Annotated in this window: 16 protein-coding genes and 1 pseudogene; 10 read left to right on the forward strand and 7 right to left on the reverse strand. The window is 60.6% G+C overall.

All coding sequences use genetic code 11. From position 1 onward, the window contains the following. The coding region (locus tag AC630_RS13575) for an SDR family oxidoreductase (RefSeq protein ID WP_143198027.1) at positions 1 to 525 on the forward strand (525 nt) is incomplete at its 5' end. 438 nt (positions 526 to 963) lie between these two features. Here AC630_RS13575 and AC630_RS13580 read toward each other — a convergent pair. The 5 genes and pseudogenes from AC630_RS13580 to AC630_RS13600 all read right to left on the reverse strand — a co-directional run bounded on the left by AC630_RS13580 (position 964) and on the right by AC630_RS13600 (position 7,844). Next, entirely contained in the window at positions 964 to 2,493 is a 1,530-nt protein-coding gene (locus tag AC630_RS13580) for an exopolysaccharide biosynthesis polyprenyl glycosylphosphotransferase (protein ID WP_083636247.1), read from the reverse strand. A gap of 15 nt (positions 2,494 to 2,508) precedes the next feature. Further along, positions 2,509 to 3,502, reverse strand: a pseudogene (locus AC630_RS13585) (NAD-dependent epimerase/dehydratase family protein). Between the two features lie 266 nt (positions 3,503 to 3,768). Continuing rightward, on the reverse strand, positions 3,769 to 5,046 hold the full coding sequence (locus AC630_RS13590) for a right-handed parallel beta-helix repeat-containing protein (RefSeq protein ID WP_074119029.1): 1,278 nt from the start codon (positions 5,044 to 5,046) through the stop codon (positions 3,769 to 3,771). 14 nt (positions 5,047 to 5,060) lie between these two features. Next, the gene (locus AC630_RS13595; protein ID WP_083636248.1) at positions 5,061 to 6,452 is read right to left on the reverse strand and encodes an O-antigen ligase family protein; all 1,392 of its coding nucleotides are present in this window, start codon (positions 6,450 to 6,452) and stop codon (positions 5,061 to 5,063) included. 57 nt (positions 6,453 to 6,509) lie between these two features. Next, positions 6,510 to 7,844, reverse strand: a complete 1,335-nt coding sequence (locus tag AC630_RS13600) for a polysaccharide biosynthesis/export family protein (RefSeq protein ID WP_143198029.1) — start codon at positions 7,842 to 7,844, stop codon at positions 6,510 to 6,512. A 298-nt stretch (positions 7,845 to 8,142) separates the two neighbouring features. Here AC630_RS13600 and AC630_RS13605 point away from each other — a divergent pair, with 298 nt between their 5' ends. The 8 genes from AC630_RS13605 to AC630_RS13640 are packed head-to-tail and all read left to right on the forward strand — an operon-like array spanning position 8,143 to position 19,060. After that, on the forward strand, positions 8,143 to 9,123 hold the full coding sequence (locus AC630_RS13605; RefSeq protein ID WP_074119032.1) for a UDP-glucuronic acid decarboxylase family protein: 981 nt from the start codon (positions 8,143 to 8,145) through the stop codon (positions 9,121 to 9,123). Continuing rightward, positions 9,120 to 9,932 (forward strand): WecB/TagA/CpsF family glycosyltransferase, encoded by an 813-nt coding sequence (locus tag AC630_RS13610; RefSeq protein ID WP_245330371.1) that lies wholly within the window; start codon positions 9,120 to 9,122, stop codon positions 9,930 to 9,932. The genes AC630_RS13605 and AC630_RS13610 overlap by 4 nt, the downstream gene beginning before the upstream one ends. Before the next feature lie 13 nt (positions 9,933 to 9,945). Next, positions 9,946 to 12,252 carry a polysaccharide biosynthesis C-terminal domain-containing protein gene (locus AC630_RS13615; protein ID WP_074119034.1) on the forward strand — a complete coding sequence of 769 codons (2,307 nt, stop codon included), beginning with the start codon at positions 9,946 to 9,948 and terminating at the stop codon, positions 12,250 to 12,252. Further along, positions 12,249 to 13,109, forward strand: coding sequence for a methyltransferase domain-containing protein (locus tag AC630_RS13620; protein WP_074119035.1), 861 nt, complete (start codon positions 12,249 to 12,251; stop codon positions 13,107 to 13,109). The genes AC630_RS13615 and AC630_RS13620 overlap by 4 nt, the downstream gene beginning before the upstream one ends. After that, positions 13,106 to 13,900, forward strand: coding sequence for a polysaccharide deacetylase family protein (locus AC630_RS13625; protein WP_074119036.1), 795 nt, complete (start codon positions 13,106 to 13,108; stop codon positions 13,898 to 13,900). The genes AC630_RS13620 and AC630_RS13625 overlap by 4 nt, the downstream gene beginning before the upstream one ends. A gap of 5 nt (positions 13,901 to 13,905) precedes the next feature. Then, positions 13,906 to 15,114 carry a glycosyltransferase family 4 protein gene (locus AC630_RS13630; RefSeq protein WP_074119037.1) on the forward strand — a complete coding sequence of 403 codons (1,209 nt, stop codon included), beginning with the start codon at positions 13,906 to 13,908 and terminating at the stop codon, positions 15,112 to 15,114. A gap of 17 nt (positions 15,115 to 15,131) precedes the next feature. After that, positions 15,132 to 18,047, forward strand: coding sequence for an HAD family hydrolase (locus AC630_RS46225; protein ID WP_074119038.1), 2,916 nt, complete (start codon positions 15,132 to 15,134; stop codon positions 18,045 to 18,047). Positions 18,048 to 18,049: 2 nt separating this feature from the next. Beyond that, positions 18,050 to 19,060 (forward strand): Wzz/FepE/Etk N-terminal domain-containing protein, encoded by a 1,011-nt coding sequence (locus tag AC630_RS13640; protein ID WP_245330372.1) that lies wholly within the window; start codon positions 18,050 to 18,052, stop codon positions 19,058 to 19,060. A gap of 120 nt (positions 19,061 to 19,180) precedes the next feature. Here AC630_RS13640 and AC630_RS13645 read toward each other — a convergent pair whose 3' ends face one another. After that, positions 19,181 to 20,068: a LuxR C-terminal-related transcriptional regulator gene (locus AC630_RS13645; protein WP_074119042.1), complete on the reverse strand. Its 888-nt coding sequence runs from the start codon at positions 20,066 to 20,068 to the stop codon at positions 19,181 to 19,183. A 619-nt stretch (positions 20,069 to 20,687) separates the two neighbouring features. Continuing rightward, complete coding sequence (gene glmM / locus AC630_RS13650; protein WP_083636250.1) at positions 20,688 to 22,088, reverse strand: phosphoglucosamine mutase; 1,401 nt, start codon at positions 22,086 to 22,088, stop codon at positions 20,688 to 20,690. 770 nt (positions 22,089 to 22,858) lie between these two features. Between glmM and AC630_RS13655 the strand changes: the two genes are divergently transcribed. Beyond that, complete coding sequence (locus tag AC630_RS13655) at positions 22,859 to 23,074, forward strand: dodecin family protein (protein WP_074119040.1); 216 nt, start codon at positions 22,859 to 22,861, stop codon at positions 23,072 to 23,074. The last annotated feature ends 612 nt before the right edge of the window (positions 23,075 to 23,686 follow it).

Raw genomic sequence — 23,686 nt, forward strand, 5'->3', positions numbered from 1 at the left:
GTCTCGCACGCCGCGGCGCGGATCTTCCGCGAGCAGGAGAGCGGCTCCTTCGTGCACTTCACCTCGACCTCGGGCCTGATCGGCAATTTCGGCCAGGCCAACTACGCCGCCGCCAAGCTCGGCATCGTCGGCCTGTCGAAATCGATCGCGCTCGACATGAACCGCTTCAACGTCCGCTCGAACTGCGTGTCGCCGTTCGCCTGGAGTCGACTGATCGGCACGATTCCCGCAGACACCGAAGCCGAAAAGATTCGTGTGGCTCGAATGCAGCAAATGGGTCCGGAGAAAATCGCACCTCTTTCGGCATTCTTGCTCTCTGATGAAGCTAAGGACGTAACCGGCCAGATCTTTGCGGTTCGAATGAACGAGATATTCCTTATGGGCCAGTCTCGGCCGTTGCGATCTATCCACCGTGATGGCGGCTGGACCCCACAAACGATCGCTGAACACGGGATGCCTGCGCTGAAGTCGTCGTTCTACAAGTTAGATCGGTCGGCAGACATTTTTAGCTGGGATGCCATCTAAGAGGCTAATTCTTGTCGCAAGACGTCGGCAAAGTTCGGGGCAGTTCTTGCTTTTGCCAGAGCAGCCAGCCGCGGTGGAAATATTCCCTGCTAGCTCGCAAGAATTCCCCGTTCTTTGAAATCTATTCCCTCTTTGGAGGTGGGGCCGGCCTTAAAGTGGAGACGCGGTCGTATCGACGGGCTGCGGCAACCCCTAGCGCGCACCGGCTGTTTCCTGAAGCTTGCTCTAATTTGCGCCGTTTGGCTGCAGCTTGCCCAAAGTGGTCTATGATGGACTGGAGTGGACGGGACCGATTGATCCGCCTTGGGAGATCGTCGACACCGTCACCTCCGTCACGCCGTGAGATACGGCGCGCAGCTCAATTAGTATAGGGCATGGTTACTCTCACCCCCACGCCGCCGGGTGTCTGACGAACATGGTGCCATTGGCGTACGATTGCTAACGGGCTCCTTTAGCACGCAGGACCGCCGGTAACGTTTGCAGCAATATGTAGAAGTCGAGCCATGGTGACCAATTTCGGATGTAGAAGAAATCCTCCTTCCGCAGAACCTCCAGATCGCCATCACTGCGAGAGGAGACCTGCCAAAGTCCGGTCAGGCCCGGCATCACACTGGTCCGCAGGGCCTGGAATTCCGTGTCAAATTGTTCAGCATGATAGGCAGGAAGAGGGCGCGGTCCGACCAGGCTCATATCGCCCGATATGACGTTCCATAGCTGTGGCAGTTCGTCAACGCTAGACCGGCGCAAGAAATTGCCAACGATAGGCAGGATCCGCGGATCGTTTCTGAGCTTGAAGAACCGCTGCCACTCGGCACGAGCCAGCGGGTCGCGGTTGAGATGTTCTTCCAGAAGCCGGTCGCTGTTCGTGTACATGGTACGCAGTTTTAACAACTCCAATGTCCGTCCCTGGTGTCCGATGCGTTTCTGGACGTAGAAGGCGGGGCCTGGATCGATCAGCTTGATCAACAGCGCCGCCAGGCCAACGACCGGCAGGGCCAACAAGCCCATGGGCACAGCGAGCAGAATGTCGAACATCCGTTTGGACATACGGCTCTGGCAGGAGCAGAGGTCGCGCCGGATCTCCACGCCGATCATCGTCTCCAGCGCATGGGTGCGGACCAATGGACCCTGAATGTTGTGAATGTCTTCAAGCAACATGAAACCGCACGGCGGAGTAAACACGCGACAATCGCGCGCGACCGCTGCGAGCTCGCTTGCGGTCATGAAGATTGCGACTTCGACTTCTGCACATGGCCTGATGCGTTCGAGATCGGCCGTCGTCCCGATAATGGGTAATGGAAACGGCGAGCCTTTCGAACTGTCGTCCTCAGTGGTTCCGATCCATCCCACTGGCTTCAGACCGAGTTCGGGCTTGCGAGCCAGGAGCTGCGCCAGCTCGCGGCACCGGTCAGCCGCGCCCACCAGGACCGTCGGGGCGCTCCACAGGTCGAGATGGATCAAGAGGGCCCGGGTCGCGGCCTCGATGTAGTGACCGACCAGCAACAGGCAGGCAGCCATTGCGGCCTGCACGATGATGAAGTCGATCACGTCGCGCTCGGGCAACGTGGCGATGATCCAGATGACGATGAAAGCCGCAAGGCCGATCGTTCGTTGCCGGAACCGCTCGTAAGGCCCGGGACCTGAGCCGCTGTAAAGCCCGACGACGAAGAAAGCGAGAACGACAAGCAAGCCGCCTATGCGCTGAGGCGCCTGCCACGGCAATCCGATCATTCGGATCAGCAACTGGATGCCTGAGATCGCAACGAATGCAGCCGCAAGATCGCCGCAGATCAGCGAGGCCATGACGATTGACTTGCGATAGCGACGGACGCGCCCGAAACCCCGGTCTCGTCGGCTGCCGGAGCGCAGTCGCGCGCCTCCGGCATGATGCAGGTTCAGCCCCTGGTCCGCCATGCTGGTCTTGCTTCCGTTCGGTGCGTAAGGGACGCCGCCCTTGCCCGCCGGCAAGGGGGGCCACCGCTTCTATTCGGCTGCGATTCCGGAAAACCCGGGCGCGCTCGCCACTTGCTCCTCGATCCATCGGTAGGTGGGAATGAGACCTTGTCGCAACGACGTCTTCGGCTCCCAGCCGAGAACCTCCCTCAGCCGTGAATTGTCGCTGTTGCGTCCGCGCACGCCTTGAGGCTTCGAGGTGTCGTGACGCTTGATCACGGACTTACCGGCTATCTTTGCAATGATGTCGACAAGTTCGTCGACGGTCACCAATTCGTCCGTCCCAAGATTCAATGGGGAACTGTGGTCGGATCGCATGATGCGGTAGATGCCTTCGACGCAATCATCGATGTACATGAAGGACCGTGTCTGTTTTCCGTCCCCCCCAAATCTGCAGCTCATCCCCGCTGTGGAGGGCTGCAATCTTGCGCGAGAGCGCTGCCGGAGCCTTTTCGCGACCACCGTCATAAGTGCCAAGAGGACCGTAGACGTTGTGGAAGCGGACGACCCGCGTGGGGAAGTTCCAGTCTTCGGTGAAGTACTGGCAAAGCTTTTCCGTGTAGAGCTTCTCGAGGCCGTAGCCTTCTTCCGGATCGGCCGGGAATGCGTCTTCCTCGCGCAGCGGGACGACATCGGGATTTTTCTGGAGATACTGCGGATAGACACATGCCGACGACGAGAACAGGAACCGCGTGACCCCATGGTGTCGTGCAGCCTGCAACATGTGGGTATTGATCAGCGTGTTGTTGAGGGTGATTTCCGCGTGGAACGCGCTGATATAGCCGATGCCGCCCATATCGGCCGCGAGATGATAGACCTCATCGATATTTTTCGTGACACGCAGGCTCTGCTCGTAGTCGCGCAGGTCCGCGATCATGAACTCATCCGCCTCGGAATCCTCGTATTCGGGATATTTGAGGTCGGCGCCGCGGACGACGTAGCCGAGCCCGACGAGATACTTGACCAGGTGATGTCCGATGAACCCGCCAGCGCCGGTCACCAATGCCGTTTTCCCGTTTCGCATTTCGCTCTCCGTGGGGATGTCCGCGAGGTCGTCGCGCAAGGGTGGTGTAGCTTCGAGCTGCCGATCTTAGCCGGGCCATTCCGAAGTCCCGACTGAAACAAGGTGGTAGTCCGGAATCGCCGCTGTGCTTTCCGTTGTTTCAGTAGATGACAAGGGTGCCGTGTGGCTCGATCCCGACGCTACGCAATTCGTCCCAGTCGAGCACCGCATGTCCCCATGCGAACCGAAACGGTGCACTCCCATGCGGGACGCGATAGACGTTACGGTCAAATAGATTGTTGCCCCTCTCGATGATGAGGGCGTTTTCGTCGCCCGGTGTGACGTCGGACGTGGCACCGGCGCAGGCTGCGCCCTCGAAGGTCGTATCGTTGTCGTGGATCTTGTTGTTGCGGGTCTTGTAGGTCCCGCCCGATTTCATGGGACGCCCCTGGTCCAGGAGAACGATGCCGCATTTGCCCGCGTCGGCGGTGAGCGTGTTGCCGTAGACTTCTACGTCCTGCGACGCAGCAATCAGGATGTTGTTGCCCCAGAATTCGTTTTTTTCTGCTCATGCCGTTATGACCGAGCTTGTTGTTGCGGATGACCGCCGAGAACGAAATCTCGTGAAAAATTCCGGCGCCGCGATTGCGCTCGGCAATATTCCCCTCGTAGAGGACGTCGCGACAATCGATGTCGCACCATATGCCGGCGCCGGCGTTGTCATGTACGTCATTGTTGCGCAAGACGACGCCTTGGCTGACCGCCAACTTGATGCCGCCGGCCTCCCAGCTGGTCAGGAATTCACGGGTGTTGTTTTCCCAGATGTGGTTCCCCTCGATCATGACATCCCGGCCGACCCCGGTGATCCCAATCTGACCGTTGTGGTGAATGTCGCAGTTGCGCACGCGGGTGCCAGATCCGGCTGCGATGCCCGCGGCGCTGTTCAGCCGCAACTCGCAATTCTCGACGTCCCAGCCGTCGGCCTCCTGCGCCTGGATCGCTCCCTTCTGGGCCACACTGGCGTATTTCTCGATTGTTAGATTCCTGATCAGGACGCCCGGCGCGCTGCTCTCGAACGCGAAGGCTGCGACCGTAGCCTCGACCTTGTGACCGGCGGGATCGTCCGCGAAGTAGATCTCTTCAGCGGAATGGTCGAAGTAGAAACGGCCGGGGCCGACGTCATCCTTCGCCAGGACTTGCACGAACGCAACGTCGTCGAAGAACAAGCCCTCTGGCAGGTTGCAAGCCGGCGCCGATTTTGCGCATTCCCCTATGCGCCGCCCCTGTTGCCGCTGGCCGCCAGCCACCCAATACTTGTCCTTACGGCTGAAATCTGTGAGCAACCGGCTGCCGTTCAGGACTGTTCCGCCCTCGCCGTAAAAGCGCTGATTTGCCCGTGGGCGGATCGCCTGGATTCGGTGTGTGCCGTTCTTCAGGCAGAACGTGGCGCCTGGACCCGCACGATCGACGGCTGTCTGGATCGATGTGCCAGGCGCGATCGGAACCGCGCCGGCGGGGCAGGGCTCGCTGGTGACGCCGGACCATGCCGGCGTGGCGATCTGCACCCAGAGAACTGCCGTCAGGAAGGCAACTGGCTTCCGTGCGCGCCGGCAGGCACAAGTGGGCGAACTGGTGTTGTCTCCCATTGGTCGCGGACCTGCTGATAGCGGTAGATCATCGTCGCACCGATGCCGAAACCGATCAGGCACCAGAACCAGATGCCTTGCATCGGCGCTTCGAGCGCAACGTCGAAGGAGGCATTGATCACGCAGGACAAGGCATAACAGGCGATGAATAGCAGGAGGCCGGACCATCCGGTCTGTCCCCGGCGGCGCGCAACCATTGTCGTGTACAGCAGTGAACCGAACCAGGTCGCCAGAAATGCGCTCCACAACACGATGCCCGGAATTCCGGCGCGCGCCAGGATCGTCATGTGGCCGTTGTGTGGGCTGCGCAGAGGCCGCTCGTTGCGCGGGTTTCCGAATCCGTCTTCCATTGCAAGATTGACCCCAAATCCGCGTCCCGTCCAGAAATACCGTCCGCGCACCGTGTTGTCGACGATGATCCGCCACCACTTCTCCCGCCACTCCTTTGTACCTTCGGTCTGATCTCCGCCGCGGCCGAACATACTCGCGACGTTCTCGGCAAGTTGCACAGAGCTGACCCGTCGTTCCGTGGAAGAGCGCGCTTCCTCATAGTTCGAAAAGCTCGTCTCGAGTGTGTAGGCGGCCGCAAGCAAACCGAGACCCGCCACGCTGACGATCGCGAGCATGCGAATCTTGCCGAGCATGATTGCAGCCAGGATGACGGGGACGATAAATGCAAGCATCGCGCCGCGGCTTACGGCGCTCACCATGACAAGCGCGGCGAAAAGACATGCGGTCCAGAACGCCGTGGGCCTGCGAAAGCCCGCAAGCACGAATACCGCAGCGCCGGTGAGATGGGCCGCGACCTCACCAGCACCGACCCAGACCAGGCTAACGGTGGTGCCGGGTATGTTCGGCACATAGTTGGAAAAATAGAAGCTAAGCGGAAAGAGCACCAGGACGGCAGGGATGTAGATGCCGAGGAAGGTCCGGTAGTAGCGAACGAGAGTGTCAATGCGACGGTAATCCTCGATCAGGAGAGCGGCGACAACAAATGAAAAGCCGCCGTACATCAGTATCACGCTGTCGCGCAACGCATCGACGCCGTAGGTGCCGACGAACGGCAGGGTACGCAATATCGCCCAGCCCATGGTTGCGGCGAGGACAAGGCTGGGGGCCGACGCGAATACGGCGATGAGGCAGCCTGATCGCAAGAGAACAAGGAGCCCAACGACGAAGATGAACTCGCCAACAAAGACCGGTCGGTAGCCGAAATAGGCAAAGCCCTTGCCCATGAGAGCGTATCCCAACAAAGCGCAGACGAGCGCCAGGAGGTAGCGGTCGCTCAGACCTGCGGAACGGGAAAATGGGAGGGAGCCGGTCATGCGATGTTCGCCAAGTGGAGCTCGAACTCGGGAGGGGGGCGGATGTCGCGCCAGCCGCTATCTGGAGATTGAGCCGGTGGTTGCCTGGCCGCGTGCCTCCTCTGTCTTGGACGGCCGAGACGCCAGCGGCCCGGCCGCCTCGTCATGCGACTGCATACGCGGCATCTCGTTCCTGACGTCGATGACGTCGCCGGGCTCGACCGGGGTCGTTTCGACAGCATCCAGGACGACAGCACGGCCATCCCGCATGCGCGTGATGCTGATCAAATGCCGCACACCTTGCGCCGCGGCGCCGCCAGCATATTGAAGCTTGACGTCGCGAAACCGAATTGCTGCTGGCAGCGTGATTTCCAATTCGTTGAGGTGGTCGCGCGTTTGCTGCAATTCGGTCACGACCTCGCGCTTGAACGTGGCTTCGACCTCCCTGATCTTCAAATCGAGGTTCCCTGCCTCGACTTTCAGGCGAGAGACATCTGACAAGAGCCGCCAGACGGCGGCCTCCTGATTTGCCTCGAGGACGCGGTATTGGAAGTCGTTGTTCTGCGTCCCCAGCCCCTGCTTGAGAAGGTTTCCGTACCGATCGATCTGGTGCCGGATCATGTCGAGCTGCTTCTTCGCTGCCTCGCCCTGCTCGTTGTTGGCGTCAATCTGATCATCGAGAACTGGCTTTTGCGAACGCAGCAGAGCGATCTGACCGCGCTGGATGGCAGTCCGGGTCTCGAAGATGTCTTGCTCATTTGCGACGATCTCCTTGATCTCCTTGGTGTCCCTGTCGTCGATGGCACCACCAAGATCAGGCGGCGAAAAGCTGTCCAGTCCGTCGCGCTGGGCCTCGAGACGGGCTTTGCGCACGAGCAAGGTTCGTTGCTGCGAGATGAGCTGATGCACACGCTCCTCGGCCTGCAGGTATTCGGAGACGGCGGCGTTGCGCAGCACCTCGCCGGGGCCGAAGCCTCCGGCGAGGGCCACTGCGCTCTGTGCTGTGCTGCCGTAACGGAAAGGGTAAGCGCCCGGTAGCCGCACGTCGCCCAGCACGTAAAGCGGACGCAGTTCAGCGATGCGCACGCCCACCGAGGGTGCTTTCAACAGTCCGTCCGCCAGCAGTCGGTCGTCAATTCGCTTCTGGCATTCCGAGACGGTCAAATCCTTGACTTCGATTGGACCGCTCAGGGGCATGGTGATGGTACCGGCATCGTCAATCAGCATGTCGCCTGACAGTTCGGGCTGACCAAAAACAGTCACCGTGATGCGATCGCCGGGCGCGAGCCGGTAGGCGCGGCTGTCGACGTCGGCGGCCGACAGCGCGGCGGGGAACAGCGAGAGGGTCAGGCAGCAGGTCTGCAGCAAGAGCCAGACTCTGGCGGCGACCCAGATGGTCTGGAGTGTTGTCAATTTCCGGTCCACTAAAGTTCTCTGCGTTGTTGGGCAGATTCGCTGGCGTTTTGCTCGCCCGATCGCATCGAGATTAGTAGTCGTGTGGGGCGTGCGGTCGAAAAACAGGGGCTATCGCAGCACGCCTCGGAGGTACCTCCATCTGAGTAGCTTCGGTCCGCGTCAGATAGCTCTTTAGTGCCCGGTCGACCCCCATGTGCGCGGTTGTTCATGTGCGCGGTTGTTGATGATCTCCAGCTTCCGTGAAGATCAAAAGCCGGCATCCGAGCGGCGAATATCGACGGGCAGGAGGTGCAACGTGAAAAAGCGTGTTCTGGTCACTGGCGGAGCCGGATTTCTCGGCTCCCATCTGTGCGCGCGATTGCTCAAGCAGGAATGCGAGGTGCTTTGTGTCGACAACTTCTTCACCGGCATGCGGCGTAACATCGAAGGGTTGCTCAACGAGCCGGCGTTCGAGGTCGTGCGGCACGACGTCACGTTCCCGCTCTATGTCGAGGTTGACGAGATCTACAATCTCGCCTGTCCGGCCTCGCCGTTACACTACCAGCGCGATCCCATCCAGACCACCAAGACGAGTGTTCTCGGAGCGATCAACATGCTGGGGCTTGCCAAACGTTTGCACGCTCGCATCCTGCAGGCGTCGACAAGCGAAGTCTACGGCGATCCGGAGGTCCATCCGCAACCCGAGGACTATCGCGGCATCGTCAACATGACCGGACCGCGTGCCTGCTACGATGAGGGCAAGCGCTGCACCGAGACTCTATTTTTTGACTACCACCGACAGCACAAGCTGGACATCCGTGTTGCCCGCATCTTCAATACCTATGGCCCACACATGCATCCGCAGGACGGGCGGGTCGTATCGACCTTTATCGTGCAAGCCCTGAAGGGTGAACCGATCACGGTGTTCGGCTCGGGAACGCAAACGCGGTCCTTCTGCTATGTCGACGACCTGATCGACGGTCTGACGCGATTGATGAATGCATCGTCGGACGTTGAGGGGCCCGTCAACCTCGGCAATCCGACCGAAATGACCATGTCGGAGCTTGCCCGGCTCATCATCTCTCTGACGGGATCGCGCTCGCGACTCGAGTTCCGGCCGTTGCCGCAAGACGATCCACGCCAGCGTCGGCCGGACATCTCGCGCGCGAGAGAGCTTCTGCACTGGACGCCTCAGGTCAGCGTGGAGGAGGGCCTTGGCAAGACGATAGAGTACTTCGACAACCTGCTGGCTGATCCCCATGAAGCGGACAAGCTCGTATGGAGGTTTCCGCAATGAGCGGAATGGCCGGCCCTGTGTGTGGTGACGTGCTGGGCGTCAAGGTCAGCGCGATCACTATGGACGACGCGATCGCGGCTCTCGAGCGCTGGATAAAGGAGGATGCGCGCGAATACGTATGCGTGACCGGCGTTCACGGCGTCATGGAATGCCGTCGCGACCCCTTGCTGCGCAGGATCCATAATGAGGCCGGTATGGTGACGCCCGACGGCGTTCCGCTCGTGTATTTCTTGCGCCTCGCCGGCAAAAACCGCACAGAACGGGTCTACGGACCCGACCTAATGCGAGAAATGACGGCGATTTCCGGCCGGGCCGGCTACCGGCAGTTCTATTACGGCGGTGACGTCGGCGTCGCCGAAAAACTGAAAGACATTTTGGTCAAGTCCGTCCCCGGACTGCAAGTGGTCGGCACGTTCTGCCCGCCGTTTCGGGAGCTGACGCCGGCTGAAGACGGCGCTGTCGTCGATATGATCAACGCCGCGCGGCCGCACATCGTCTGGATCGGGTTGAGTACTCCGAAACAGGAGCGGTGGATGGCGGCACATCTCGGACGCATCGATGCGCCGGTAATGATCGGCGTCGGTGCAGCATTCGATTTCCTGGCAGGGACAAAACGACAGGCGCCGAAGTGGATGAGACGTCATGCGCTCGAGTGGCTGTTCCGGCTTTGCTCCGAGCCGCGGCGCCTGTGGCGACGCTATGCTTACATTGTGCCGGGATTTGCGTTTCTCGCCGCTGGCGAGCTGTTGCGCGGCGCACTGCGTAGCCCGCGCTTCGCCCGTGAGGAACGATCGCGCGAATATCATTGACCGAAGGGTTGGCATGCAGGAATCGGGAGCGACGCCCCTGCCATTGGTGGATAATGCGGACCGCAAGACGTCGCCGCAGCCGAACTTGCACGTTGTCGAGTCATCTGGTGGTCAAGACGCGGAACGCAGCGGAGTCTGGGCCGCGATCATGGGCATCGTGTTCGGGACGCACTTCCTCGCTCTTGCGGATCAGGTGGTAGTTAGCGGCACTAGCCTGTTATCGTCGGTGTTGGTCGGTCGCTGGACCGTGCCGAGCGAACTGGGTATCTACTCGATCGGGATTTCGATCTTGGGATCGCTGCTCGCAATCCAAGACGCCCTGATCATGCTTCCTTACACGATCCAACGGCACCGCCCGTCCTACACCCCAGCTGAGCATGCGGGAATCTCGCTGCTGCACAGCGCATGGTTGGCGGGCGTGGCTGTGGTGGCGTTGGCGATCGCCGCCACCGGGATGGTGGTGCTCGGAGCGGATTCGAACCTGACCTGGCTGGTCTGGGCGCTCGTGCTGACCGTCCCCTTCGCTTTGCAGCGGGAATTCAGCCGGGGTTATGCATTCGCGCATTTGCGTGTGGCTAATGTCCTGATCCTTGACGCCGGTGTTGCGGTGCTGCAGCTCGGCGTACTTGGCTGGCTGGGCTGGTCGGGCAGGATGTCCGCGGTCGGAGCGTGCGTGGGACTTGGTTGCGCCTGCGCGCTGACGAGCATTGTCTGGCTGCATCGTGAGCGGTCGAATTTTGCAATCAGGGCGGGCCAAGTGCGTCAGGCGACCACCGATAGCTGGCGGCTCGGAAAATGGCTATTCGCCGGGCAGGTCACGGTCTCGATGCAGGGTTATGCGAGCTACTGGATGCTGCCGCTGCTGACAAACATGGCCGAGACCGGCATCTTCGCTGCCTCCACAACCGTCGCATCGCTCGCCAATCCGCTGCTCACGGCGTTTCGCAATACGCTGACGCCACGGGCGGTCCGCGCCTTCAATGAAGGCGGAGGCGCGAAGTTGCGGCGCCAGGCTGCTCGCGATGCAGTGGTACTGGCGGGCGGGATGTCGCTGTTCTGCATCGCGATCTTCTTCGGCGGCGACCTGCTCATGCATGTCGTCTATCACGACCCTCAATACGGCGGACAGAATCACGTTGTCACTGTGCTTGCGGTTGCGATGATGGTAACGGCGGCCGGCGCGCCTGCTTCCAACGCGCTGGCGAGCATGGAGCGTCCGAAGGCAATTGTGCTCGCGACGTCGGCCGGCACCGTTGTCACGCTGGCAGCGGTTTGTATCCTTACGTTCAGCTGGGGGCTGCTCGGGGCCGCCTATGGCACTCTGGCGGGAAGTGTTGCCGGAGCCGCCGCCCGTTGGGTCGCATTCCTTGCCGTTCTCGCGCAAACCGATCCGGTCGAGAGCAGTCAGGCATCTGTAACATCGATCCTGCAGAAGCTGACCCGCGACACTGCCGGAAGGGAGTGGGGGATCAGGCAGATCGGAGAGGGGTTTCACGCCAAGATTTACGCCGTTGGCTCGGCCGGAGGCCACCCGCTCTTTCAAGGGCACCGCAATCTGATCGTCAAGTTGTACAAGCCTGATGGATCGGCCGGTGCCGATGCGGCAAGGCGGCAGTTTGATGCCCAGGCGGGGTTGCACTCGTCGTTGGATGGCAAGACGGTAGATGGTTGGAAGATCCGTGCACCATTACCGCTGCATGTGTCGGCATCGCCGCCAGCATTGGTGATGACCCTGGCCGCGGGGACAAACCTCAGCGAGTCTCTTGCGGAGGGAAACGGCCCGTCTCCTGAAATAATTGAGTCCGCGGCGCGGGCGCTCATTTCCGTTATGAGACCGTACTGGGCGGCAGGATGCCTGCATGGCGATCTCTCCTTGCACAATATTCTTTGGGACCCTGCGGATCGCGTTCTTTCATTGGTCGACGTTGATACGTCTGCGAGCCTTCCAATCCGGGAAGGCCTTGCAAAGGAGTGGTACCCGGCCTCCCTCGACCTTGCCGGCGTCCTCTATGACGTGGGAACAGATATCCGGACCGCCAATCCGCGCGTGATATCGCGGAGGCGGATTTTCGCCGAGAGTGTTCTGATAGCGTTCCTCGCGGCGATAGAGGCACCAGAAGAAAGGCGAAGACTGATCGAGGAAGTGCGTGCGTTTGCGCGGGCAGAACTCAAGTCGCTCGACCTGCCAAGGGCGCCGCGGGGCTTATACCGTCTGCTTCAGCGGCATATTGCGACGCGCCGCATCGATCGACTGCTCGCCGATGCTCTGGCTCGTGCCCAGTCGTGCCGCCGATTGGCAGTTGTCGGGGGTGGATCATGAAAAGGCTGACGTGCGTAACGGCCAGTTGGGGCGACCGCCATTCGCCGGATTTGCCCGTGGTCGAGTCGATCACGCAGGACATTGGGCAAAGCGGCGGCCCCGGCCGGACCCAGGAGGGCAGCCGAAGGCACACACAGCGCAAGCTTGCCTTCAGTGTCCCTTACAACAGAAACCATGCACCACCTGTAACGAGAGCGCCGATGCCGAACCTGCCCGCACGGATCTTCTTCAGAATCGCCCGCGACATCAAAGGGATGTTCGGCGTGGAGTCCTACCTTAAGAATGAAGACCGGCGGGTGCTCGAGCAGATCATCTTTCCTTACTTCCTGCGCGAGGATGCATACAGGGATGTTCTGTTCGTTGGTTGTCACTGGTACACCAGAGGTTACAACAAACGCTTTGAAAAGAAGAACTACTGGACCATCGAGATCGACCCTTCGAGAGGGAGGTATGGGGCCAAGCAGCACATTGTTGATGGCCTGCAAAACCTCAGCATGCACTTCAAGCCCGGCTCGCTCGATTTGATCCTGTGCAACGGTGTCTTCGGGTGGGGCCTGGACGCAAGAGCCGACGTTGAGAAGGCCTTCGAGGCCGCTTCTGATTGCCTCCGAGAGGGCGGGGTGCTCGTCATTGGGTGGGATGATATCGAGGAGCGGCGTCCGTTCTTTCTTGCTGAATGCCAAAGCTTGCGTGCGCTGAGGCCGTTTGTCTTCCCGCCTCTCGGCACGGCCGAATACATGACGGATACGCCCTATCGTCACACGTACACGTTCTACATCAAACATGAGCACCAACCGAACCGGCCGGGTAGCCACCCGGTCCTGGGCAAATTGTCACCCGTCGGAGATGCGGAATGAACCCGGCGACCTACATCACGACAAGTTGGGATGACGGCCATCCGCTGGATCTGCGCGTTGCTGCATTGCTTTCAAAATACGGAATCGCAGGCACGTTCTACGTCCCGGCGGAGAATGAGCGGGAAACGATGTCGGCCGCGCAACTGCGCGAACTCGCTGGGGTCTTCGAGATCGGTGCCCATACGCTCCACCATGTCGATCTGACCCGCGCGGCCGATGAGACGGCAAGGCATGAGATCGTCGATTCCAAGTCCTGGGTCGAGGACACCACCGGCATGCCCTGCGTGTGCTTCTGTCCGCCGATTGGCCGCTTCACAAGCCCGCACGTGCACATGATCCGAAGTGCGGGCTATCTCGGCTTGCGCAGTGCGGAGTTCCTTTCACTCGACTTTCCGCGGCAGAGGACCGGCCTTCTGCTGATGCCGACGACCGTTCAGGCCTTTCCGCATCGCTTTTCCAGCTTCGCCAAAAATGCGGTCAAGCGGATGGTTATGGCAAATCTCTGGCGCTACCTCGTTCATGGTAGTCCGGCCGAATGGCCGGCGCTGGCGGAATCATTGTTGCGCCAGGCAGTCGCAGACGGCGGCGTTTTCCATCTCTGGGGACATTCCTGGGAGCTGCAGGACTTCGATCAGTGGCGGCGCCTGGAAGGCATCCTTCGCTTCATGCGCGATCTCGCGCACCCGGAAACCACCGTGACCAATGGGCAGCTCTGCCGCCTGTATGCGCCGCCGGTTGCCGTTCTCGATCATGCGGCGCGTGTTGCTAAAGCAACCGGGGTCCAAGGGTGACATCCATGAATATCCTGGTGGCACACAATTTCTACAAGCTTGCCGGCGGTGAGGATCAATGCGTCGCGGCCGAGGTCGCGCTGCTGCGGGCGCACGGCCACGAGGTGACGACTTATTGTTTGTCCAACGACGCGATCGACGGCATGGGACGCCTGCACGTTGCCGGCCGCGCGATCTGGAGCCGCCAGGCCGTTGTCGAGATGCGACATGTGATCCGCGCGCACGGCCCGCAGGTCGTTCATTTTCACAATACATTTCCCTTGATTTCCCCCGCCGCCTACTACTCCGCGCGCGCCGAAGGCGTGGCCGTGGTGCAGACGCTGCATAACTTCCGGCTCCTCTGCGTCAACGCGCTGCTGCTCCGCGACGGCAAGCCGTGCGAGGATTGTCTCGGCAAGGCGATCGCGTGGCGTGGCGTGGCGCACAGGTGCTACCGCGACAACCGCGCCGAAAGCGGCGTGGTTGCGACGATGCTTGCGGCGCATCGCCTCCTGGGAACGTGGCGCCACGCCGTCGACACATATGTCGTTCCCAGCGAATTCAGCCGACGGAAATTCATCGAGGGAGGCCTTCCCGCGGACAAGATCGCCGTCAAGCCCAACTTCGCCTATCCGGAACCCGGCGCGGGTGCGGGAGACGGCGGGTACGCTCTCTATGTCGGCCGCCTGTCCGAGGAAAAAGGAGTGCGAACTCTTCTCGCGGCGTGGCAGGGCATCAAGGACGCGGTGCCGTTGAAGATCGCGGGCGACGGTCCACTGGCTAGCGCAGTTCGAGAGGCGGCGGCACACAATCCCGCGATCGAGTGGTTGCAGGGCGTTTCGCACGAGCATGTGTACGAGCTGATGGGGAGAGCAGGACTCTTGATCCTGCCGTCCGTGTGTTACGAGGGCGCGCTGCCACGCGTTGTGATCGAGGCGTTTGCCAAGGGCACGCCCGTCGTCGTTTCCGGGCATGGCGCCATGGCCGACATCGTCGATGGCCGCAATGGCTTGTGCTTTGCCGCCGACGACGCGCAGGACCTGCTAGCGAAGGTGCGATATCTCTATTCGGATTCATCCCTGCTGAAGCGGATGCGCGGCGCGGCGCGAGCAACCTTCGACCGAGAATTTTCCGCTGAGACCAACCATGAGGCGCTCATGGCGATCTATGCACGCGCCGTCGAGGAACACTCGCGGCATAATTTGAAGATCGGAGCCGCATCAGCGGCACTCTAACAAGGGCAGGACGCGCCATGCTGACACTGAACCAACCGGCAGCGATTGACCAGGTGTCGAAGCGACTTGACCCGTTGCCGGCCGAAGTGAATTTCTATTCCGCCTACGAATGGTGCCTCGATCCACACTTGACAGTCGGTGAGGCCATTGAACGCCTTGTCGGCGAAATCGACCGGCTCGGGAGTGTCGAGGCAGGATGGCAAACGAGCGAAGTCGCGACAAACATCTACCTTCTTTCATGTTCGCTGTTGAATGGAACCGATGAATATTTGCGCGGGCACACGTTGCGCATGCCTGCTCAACTGGCAAGAACCCGGCCAGGTCGGATGACCCTGTGGGTGACTGACAAGATTGCCGATAGCCTGCCGAAGCGGAATTGGACGCAAGTCCATCGCTGGAAGAACGATTGGCAGGGCAGACTTGATGTTTTCTTCGCTGTCCTGGCGCGATGCGACTCTGATCCAGTGCTGCTCGCCGAACCCGCCAGGAGTTTGTCTGAACCACTGCAATGGCGGTTCCCGTCCGATTTGCTCGGCCTGCGCCTCAGCGTTCCGTCCGCATTCAGCCGACTGGATCTCATGCATGTCGACGTGCTGGAGCTCGGGCGGCAGTTCATGCGGCAGTTTCCCGATACGTCGCGTCCCATTCTTCTGCTGGGTTTGCGGACGGCCGGTACATATTTTTCGACACTGCTGAGTTCCTTCTTCAAGGCCGAAGGCTACCCGCGGGTCGCCTCGCTGACCGTGCAGCCGAAGAAAGGCGCCTGCCGGTGGGAGCGCAAGGAGCTGGCGAGATACGCAAGACAGGGCTTCACCCTCGTCATCGTGGATGATCCGCCACATTCGGGTGGCACGATTATCCTGGCGGTTGATATTGCTCGTCAGGCGGGTTTCGATCTGGGACGGATAAAGGCTCTCGTTCCCACTCATCCGGCAGCGCGGAACTGGGCCGACACCCTGCCGGATGGCCTCGTCATCACGCTTGAGCCCGAGCGATGGCGAAAGCACCAGCTGCTTGAGTGCCAAAGTGTCGAGCGGCAATTGGTCGGGTACTTCGCGCCGCAGGGATTCTCCGAGGTCCGGGTAGTTAGCAGTCGTCGGGCGGAGGAGCTCAACTGTGAGTTATCGAACGCCGCGAAAGTCAAGCGCGGTGCGACGCTTAAACGAATCTTCGAAGTCCAACTGCGCTCTGCCCAGGGCTCGCACGAAACCCGCTACGTCCTGGCAAAAAGCGTGGGTCTGGGATACCTCGGTTACCCAGCCTTTTTGGCTGCGCAGCGGCTCTCGGAGTTCGTGTCGCCGGTCATCGGGTTGCGCGACGGCATTCTCTACAGCGAATGGCTGTTGCAGCAGCAAGGTGCCGCGGACGTCCGATCGAACCGCGATGCATGGATCGACACTGCGGCTGCCTACATAGCGGCGCGAACCAGCCGATTGGCTTTGCCGAAACGCCGTACCTCCGGCAAAGCGGTCCACGAGAACGGCTGGGCGTTGTTGGCGGAGGCGCTTGGCCGCGCGTACGGAAGGTTCGTGCTCGACATACCGATGCGCTCGTGGATCCAACAGCGCCTCTTTGGGCTGCACTGCCCGTTTCCCACCCTGATCGACGGCAATTTGGACCACGCGCAATGGATCGACGGTAAATCCCGTCCATTGAAGACGGGCTACTACGGGCACGGTCTTGGCAAGACTCAGTTGAACACGATCGATCCCGCCTATGACCTCGCCGAGACTATCCTCAGCTTCGCGCTTTCTCCCGAAGAGGAGGAACGATTGATCCGTCGATACGTCGAGCACTCCGGAGACGTCGCGATCGACCAACGGCTCTTCATCAACAAGTTGCTCGCCGGCCTCTGGACGATGGAAACAGCGCAAGAGCGGCTTTTCGCCGTGGTTCAGTCCGGCCAGCAGCAGCAGGAGCAGCATCGCCGGTTCCTCGGTGCCTGGGAGTTCCTCACCATCCAGACTGCGCGTTTCTGCGGCGCGCGTTGTCGGTCGATCCGGCCGGCATCCTGGCTCTCGCCGCTTGTCATGCTCGATATCGACGGCGTCATCGACCGGCGCATCTTCGGTTATCCCTGTACGACGGCTGCAGGCATTGAGGCGCTCTCGCTGCTCGCAAAGCGCGGCTGCTCGGTCGCGTTAAACACGGCGCGGTCGGTCTATGAAGTGAAGGATTACTGCGAAGCTTATGGGCTCGCGGGAGGCGTTGCGGAGAACGGCGCCTACCTGTGGGATGCGGTCACCCGACGTGGCCGACCTCTCATTGATCAGGAGGCGATGGTCCAACTCGACGTACTCAGAAAGGAGTTGCGGCAGCTTCCGGGGGTATTTCTCGACGAGCGTCACCGATACTCCATACGAGTGTACATGATAGAGAAGAAGCCTCGCAATCTGCTGTTGCAGATGCGCTCGTTCAGTGTCGGGCAGGGAGCACCGCTACCGCTGCCGACGCTAGTGGTGAACCACCTGATCACGACGCTGAGGCTCGACAGGCTCACCTTCCACCAAACCACGATCGACACTGCCGTTGTGGCGAAAGGTGTCGACAAGGGAACCGGATTGGTGGCTCTACGTGACCAAGTCCTGGGGCCGGATGCTGAGACGATTGCGGTCGGTGACACTGAATCCGACCTGCCGATGTTTCGCGCGGCCACGCGGAGCTATGCGCCTGGGCAGGTGTCCTGCCGCCGGGAAGCGCGGCTGCTGGGCTGCGAGGTTTCACGCTATCGCTACCAACGAGGCCTTCTCGATATCGTGACCACGATTGTCGGCCGCGGAACAGGCGGGCGTGATGTCGACCCGGAAAAGGCGAACGCATCCGACGGCGATAATCTGTTTCTGGACCTGCTGAAGGTTGCCGACCGTTTCCAGGCCCGGGCGCTGGTCCGCGCGCTTTTCGATCGCGCCACATACAGGATTTTCGTGCGTTGACGGTGGCAGAGGCAAGAAACCGGCCGTTTGATCCGGCGCATGTGACCATAGGAGATCGGACTATGTCTCTCGAGGTGAATGCGATCGACGCTCCGCGGATTCATTATGAACATATCGTCCACGATACGCTGCGAAAGCTATGGAAGCACAAGCTGCTTATTACCACGGTTCTCGCCGTCGCTTTGGCAGCGCAGTTGATTGTGTTGGCATTCATGGTGCCGCGCTACACTGGCGAAGCGCTCATTCAGCTCGACTTCGTCCGCGACGAAAACGTCGCAGGCGAGAGGCTGCAATCGACCGCGGCGGTCGATGCGGCCGCCGTTGTGGATAGCGCGGCGCGTATCATTCGCTCGCGTGCGACCGCGAGTGCTGTCGTGTCTGCGCTAAGGCTCGACAATGATCCCGACTATACGCACCCATCGCTTCTTACGCGGGTCCTGTCCCGCGTCGGGCCGATCTTTGACCATTCCGCGCCGATGCCGCGTGATCTCGCGATCACACGGCTCACGAACCAGATCACGGTCACCAACGATCCGCGCTCTTATTTGATCACGGTCGCGGTCACCACGTCGGACCCGGAGCGTGCCGCCCGATTGGCGAACTGGGTCGCATCGGAGTATTTGCGCGGACGACAGCTGGAGCAGGCAGCCGAGGCTTACGCGGCCGCCGGCCGCACAATGACGGCGCTATCCGCTGTGTATGGCCCGCGCCACCCGACCTATCTCAGCGGCCTTGCCAAGCTCGATCACTTGAAGGAGCAGCTGGATGCTGCGCGCAAAGGAAGAGTCGCCGAAGACCGCGAGGCAGTGGTGGCACGCGATATGATCAGGTTCGCCGCCGGTCAAACTCTGTTGCCGGCGGAAGTGGTGAGGGTGCCGTCGGGTCCAAATGCGATACTGCTGTTCCTTGTGACGACGTTTCTTGCCCTGGTCGTCGGTATCCTGCTCGCTCTACTCGTCGAAAGAGGCTCGCTCCGCCGGCCCGGCCCGTCTCGCCCCATTCTTCGTGAATGAATGCCCGATCGCCCCAAGCCGAAGCTGATGGCTATCGCTTTCGATATACGTCTTTGGCATTAACCAGGCGGGCCGGCTTTCTCTTGAGAGAGCAAGCTGAGTTGATCGCGGGGATTTCGACTATTTCCTGAGCTTGACCGCACCATTAGCCCTTCCGCCGTGGATGTGGGCGTCGGCGCGCGCCGCCTCAACCTGACTAACGTGAATGTTGATGGCACCAAGAGGTGGCGCTTCGTCGATGAGGTCGTGAATCTCCCGCGCAGGGTTGGGCGACCGCTCGCTCACATCAGAGCTCAATTGCGGAGACTTGTTGCTTGATGCCCGCGCGTGCAATTGGTTGTTGATTCCCCAAATCGCCGCCTGCGTCCTGTTCTGAACCCGGATTTTGCGCAGAATTGCCTTGATATGGACCTTCACCGTGGCCTCGGCGATATTGATTTTCCGCGCGATGCATTTGTTGGAATCGCCTTCGATCAGGCATCGCAAAATCGATTTCTCCCGCGGGGAAAGTTGCTGGGCGATTCGATCGTCTGGTGCGTCAAACGTCGCCTCGCTGTCGTTGAGCGGTTTGGTCTTGTCCGAGCGGATCTCTCCGGCACCGAGCGCAAATGCCGACGGGAAAACGGTTTCGCCCATCATCACGAGCTCGATGGATTTGATGAGCGCGTCACAACTCATGACGTCGACGAAATAGCCGGTAGCGCCCGCGTGAAATGCCGAAACTAACTCGCTCAGCTGATAGCGATCGGCGACAACGGCAAGACGCCCGTCCGGATGGCGATCCCTGAGGCGTTCGATTTGCTCGACGGATGCGTTAAAGTCATCGCCGGTATGGACAATGAGAAAGAACAGCTGGCATGGCTTGACTTTGCAAGCGTCCAAACCATCGGCACATGAGACCGACGCGAGAATACGAAAATTCGCCGAGCGTAGAATGCGCGCAAGGCCCTCTCTGCGTAAATTGTTTTGTCCAACGAGTACGGTAGCGAAAGAATATCGCCGCGTCATAACACCCTCCCTGCCCACTAAAGCTAATTGCTACTACAGCTAAAAAATCGACTGGATGGTTGAACTCCGCCTCTGATGTCGTGGTTTTCCTTTCGGTTGGAGACCGTGCGCGTAATGCTTGGTCCTTGGTTGTATCGCCACTTGTTCGAAATGCGAGGTAGCAAAAACTGAACGTTCGTTGCGTCTTACTTGTTAAAGCTTTTATGAAATTCTAAGTTTGAATCCAAAATATCCCTATATATACTTTTGTCATAGTCCAATTGGGGGGCGTATCGGTATCGTGATCGAACCCATGCGGCAGCGAGATACCGGCGTGCGAGGTCTATCAGGGGTTGCCGGATCAACTTGCTGTGACTTCGGAAGCCCCGGAAAGACGCCTTGGGCGCGCATTGCCTCGCAGCATTAACGCCTTGTCGGCAAACAGATTTTTGCAAAAAAAAAGTGCTTATATTGGATCGCAAGGAGCGCGCACATCCAGTGTGCAGGCTCAAGCTGGTAGCAGCGAAAACATCATCGCAGGGAACGCTGTAAGTTTGGCGAACAGCCTCGTTAGTTGAACTCTTTTAAGGGAGTTGCAACCGAATGACGCAAATGGAGCGGTTCTAGGGACAAGATCGTTCTACGCTTCCGCGTGGCCCAGGGCTGCGACGATTTCGTCAACAATCGCTTCTACGAGCGCCTTGTCGTCGCCCTCGCCCATCACCCGGATCATCGGCTCGGTGCCGGACGCGCGCACGATCAACCGACCGCCGCGGCCAAGCCGCTCTTCGGCGCTGGCAATGACCGAAAGCACGGTCGCGTTCTCAAGCGGCCTGCCTTTGCGGCAGCGCACGTTCTTGAGCACCTGTGGCAACGGATCGAACCGGTGGCACACCTGCGACAGCGGCAGGTTCTGGCTCCGCACCACTCCAAGGACCTGCAGCGCAGTGACGAACCCATCACCGGTCGTGGTGTAGTCCGACAGGACAATGTGCCCCGACGGTTCGCCACCCAGATTGTAGCCGTACCGGCGCATGTGATCGAGCACGTACCGGTCGCCGACCGGCGTGCGCACGAGCTCGAGGCCGAGGCCAGCGAGGTGGCGCTCGAGGCCGAGGTTCGACATCACGGTCGCCACGACGCCGGGCCTGGCCAGCCTGCCGTTCTCCTTCAAGCTTTCGGAGATCACGGCGATAAGCTGATCGCCGTCGATGGGGTGGCCACGCTCGTCGACCATCACGACCCGGTCAGCGTCGCCGTCGAGCGCGATCCCGACGTCGGCGCGCATCTCGCGCACCTTGCTACACAGAGCCTTCGGCGCTGTCGAGCCGCAATCCTTGTTGATGTTGAGCCCATCCGGCTCGGCGCCGATCGAAATCACATCGGCGCCCAATTCCCACAATGCTTCCGGGACGACGCGGTAGGCAGCGCCATTGGCGCAGTCGACCACCACGCGCATGCCCTCGAGATCGAGTGCACGCGGCAACGTGCGCTTGGCGAACTCGATGTAGCGGTCGTGCACGCCGTCGATGCGCTTCGCCCGGCCGATGTCGGGGCTCTTGGCGAGTTGCTTGCTGAGGTCGGAATCCAACAGTTTCTCGATCTCGAGTTCGACTTCGTCGGAGAGCTTATATCCATCCGGGCCGAACAGCTTGATGCCGTTGTCCTCGAAGGTATTATGCGAGGCCGAGATCATGACGCCGAGATCGGCGCGCATGGAGCGCGTCAGCATGGCGACAGCCGGCGTCGGCATCGGGCCGAGCAGCAGCACGTCCATGCCCGTCGAGGTGAAGCCCGCGACCATTGCGGTCTCGATCATGTAACCCGACAGTCGCGTGTCCTTGCTGATCACGACCCGGTGACGATGCTCGCCGCGGCGGAAGAGAATGCCTGCCGCTTGGCCCACCTTGAGGGCGATCTCCGGCGTAATCACGTCGTTGGCACGGCCGCGGATACCGTCCGTGCCAAAATATCTCCGTACCGTGCTCGTTTCTGCCTCAGCAGCAGCGCGGGTCTGCGTATCTCGCGTAGGTTCGATCATCTTGCTTCAAACCCGGTCGGTCGCGCGAACGACTATCGAGCTTCGCTCTAGTCTCGACTACGTGAGCGACGCCCCAGGGCAAATGTATATCACAAGAGCGGAAGGTCTCACTTCCATCTGTTCGTTTGCGGGCCTCCGTATCTACTTGCGGTGGCCCGCAGAGGCGCGACCTGGCTGAGCGCGGTCGAGAGATCGATCCAACCATGGGCGCGCGGAGCCCAGTGGTGATGACGCCGGATGTCCCTTCGGAACGGTCGTCGCGACGCCGTTCGCCTCGCGTGGGAGGCTCTACCCGACCGCCACGAGGCGGTATCCTGGTCGGCAATGTCGACGTGATGCAGGTGGCGTCGCGCGTGCCCAACTTGGACATTATAGCCGCTCGACGGCGGTGGCCGTTTTGGGTGACGAAGACGAGATTCCAGGACCTAGGATGATCGGGCATGTGCCGTGGGCGCCAGAGCGACAACCCAGCTCGCCACCAATGCACAAGTCCAAAATCTATTCATGGTCATCTCTCCACGGCATCACCGATATCGCCCGTCGGTCCGCGGACCGCTCCAGATCGGAGCTGTCAGCAGATTTCAGAGACGCAGGGTCGCCATTAGATCGCGGCTCTGGGCATCGCGCTTGTTCAAACTTGCTGGAATCGTCACGCAGGGCTGCCCTGGTCGCCACCACACGCCGCGTCCTTTCACCATCGATATGGCGGTGCTAGGTTTGATGGGGCAGGGAGTACCTGCTCCCTGTTTCACACCGGACGGGAGAACGACATGGCTGAGAGCGTCTACAAGGTCATCGAACTGATCGGTACCAGCAGCGACTCCTGGGAGAAAGCCGCTGCCAACGCGGTCGAACAGGCCGCAAAAACTCTCCGGGATCTTCGTGTCGCCGAGGTCGTTACCCTCGATATGCAGCTGGACGCCAATGGCAAGGTCGAGGCTTATCGCGCCAAGCTGAACGTCTCATTCAAATTCGAAGGCACCTGAGCTTGAGCAACCTCGCCCCGCTTGCGGGGCGAGGTTGGCTTGCACGCGGCGTCCTGGTCAGGCCGCTCGATCCTCACGCAAATAGTCTGCGAAGTCTTCTCAGGGGTAAGCACCCAAGCGTGACCCCAGGGCTATGCCGCGCGATCGACGTTGGCCACGAAGCAGTAACCGCGCCCCGAGGCGTTCACCACGTAACGCTCACCTCCCTTACCGTCACCCAAGGCACGACGTAACACAACCATGTGGAAACGCAGGCTGCTCTCCTCGACCGTTACGTCGGGTCAGGCTCTTGCCATAAGTTCGCTTTTGCGAATGACTTCGCCCGGACGGCTCGCCAAGAAGCACAGAAGGTCGAATGCGCGACTACCGAACGGTGTCGGAGAGCCGCCGCATTCCAGGAGACGAGCATGGGGAAGAAGACGGAAGGGACCACGAGTACCGTATGGGCCTCCCGTGCGCTCCGGTTGTCCGATGCGTTCTCGGAACCTATTGCTACATCAGAAGCTGACTAGAAAAACGCCTGGATACCCGTGATGGCGCGGCCCAGGATGAGGGCGTGGACGTCGTGGGTGCCCTCGTAGGTGTTGACCGTCTCGAGGTTATGGACGTGGC

This window comes from Bradyrhizobium sp. AS23.2, from assembly GCF_001908185.1.
GTDB lineage: Bacteria > Pseudomonadota > Alphaproteobacteria > Rhizobiales > Xanthobacteraceae > Bradyrhizobium.

What these genes read in the sequence shown, in the direction of transcription:
- AC630_RS13625 (WP_074119036.1), top strand. Translation starts at nt 13,106, where the DNA reads ATGAACCCGGCGACCTACATCACGACAAGTTGGGATGACGGCCATCCG.
- AC630_RS46225 (WP_074119038.1), top strand. Translation starts at nt 15,132, where the DNA reads ATGCTGACACTGAACCAACCGGCAGCGATTGACCAGGTGTCGAAGCGA.
- AC630_RS13655 (WP_074119040.1), top strand. Translation starts at nt 22,859, where the DNA reads ATGGCTGAGAGCGTCTACAAGGTCATCGAACTGATCGGTACCAGCAGC.
- AC630_RS13610 (WP_245330371.1), top strand. Translation starts at nt 9,120, where the DNA reads ATGAGCGGAATGGCCGGCCCTGTGTGTGGTGACGTGCTGGGCGTCAAG.
- AC630_RS13620 (WP_074119035.1), top strand. Translation starts at nt 12,249, where the DNA reads ATGAAAAGGCTGACGTGCGTAACGGCCAGTTGGGGCGACCGCCATTCG.
- AC630_RS13615 (WP_074119034.1), top strand. Translation starts at nt 9,946, where the DNA reads ATGCAGGAATCGGGAGCGACGCCCCTGCCATTGGTGGATAATGCGGAC.
- AC630_RS13630 (WP_074119037.1), top strand. Translation starts at nt 13,906, where the DNA reads ATGAATATCCTGGTGGCACACAATTTCTACAAGCTTGCCGGCGGTGAG.
- AC630_RS13645 (WP_074119042.1), bottom strand. Translation starts at nt 20,068, where the DNA reads ATGACGCGGCGATATTCTTTCGCTACCGTACTCGTTGGACAAAACAAT.
- glmM (WP_083636250.1), bottom strand. Translation starts at nt 22,088, where the DNA reads ATGATCGAACCTACGCGAGATACGCAGACCCGCGCTGCTGCTGAGGCA.
- AC630_RS13595 (WP_083636248.1), bottom strand. Translation starts at nt 6,452, where the DNA reads ATGACCGGCTCCCTCCCATTTTCCCGTTCCGCAGGTCTGAGCGACCGC.